This is a genomic window from Tsukamurella conjunctivitidis (assembly GCF_007858475.1).
GTDB lineage: Bacteria > Actinomycetota > Actinomycetes > Mycobacteriales > Mycobacteriaceae > Tsukamurella > Tsukamurella conjunctivitidis.
Window position 1 is genome coordinate 1 of record NZ_VIGX01000343.1, and the last position, 500, is coordinate 500.

The window sequence follows — 500 nt, forward strand, 5'->3', positions numbered from 1 at the left end:
TGTCCGCGCGCTCACACCTGGCTCCTGCCCTGCGCCCGTGACCACTCCTCCAGGCGCCTGAGCGCCTCGACCAGGGTGTCCTCATCGTGGACCAGGCTGAGACGGAACCAGCCGCGTCCCTGCTCCCCGAACCCTTCCCCGGGGGCGACTGCCACATGGGCCTCCTCGAGCAGACGCTCGGCCAGCGCCTCCCCGTCCCCGGTTCCCCGGGCGCGCGCCCAGACGAAGAACGTGCCGGGCGTGGCGGCGACGTGCCAGCCCTGGCGACGAAGTCCTGCGACCACTGACTCCCGCCTGTGGGCGTAGGTGGCAGCGATCCGGCCCACGCAGTCCTGGTCGCCCCGCAGGGCGGCCTCGGCCGCATCCTGGACCGCACCGAAGATCGTCGAGAAGGCCACCGACTGGTAGGCCCTGAGGGCAGCGATGGCCTCGGCGTCCCCCGCTGCGTAGCCGAACCGCCACCCCGCCATCGAGTAGGTCTTGGACAGGGTGGAGATCTC

At 72.0% G+C, this 500-nt stretch carries 1 protein-coding gene; it reads right to left on the reverse strand.

Annotated features, from left to right (window positions below; all coding sequences use genetic code 11):
- Positions 1-11: 11 nt before the first annotated feature.
- Positions 12-500: pyridoxal phosphate-dependent aminotransferase (locus FK530_RS25705; protein WP_146489564.1), on the reverse strand; the 489-nt coding region annotated here is incomplete at its 5' end.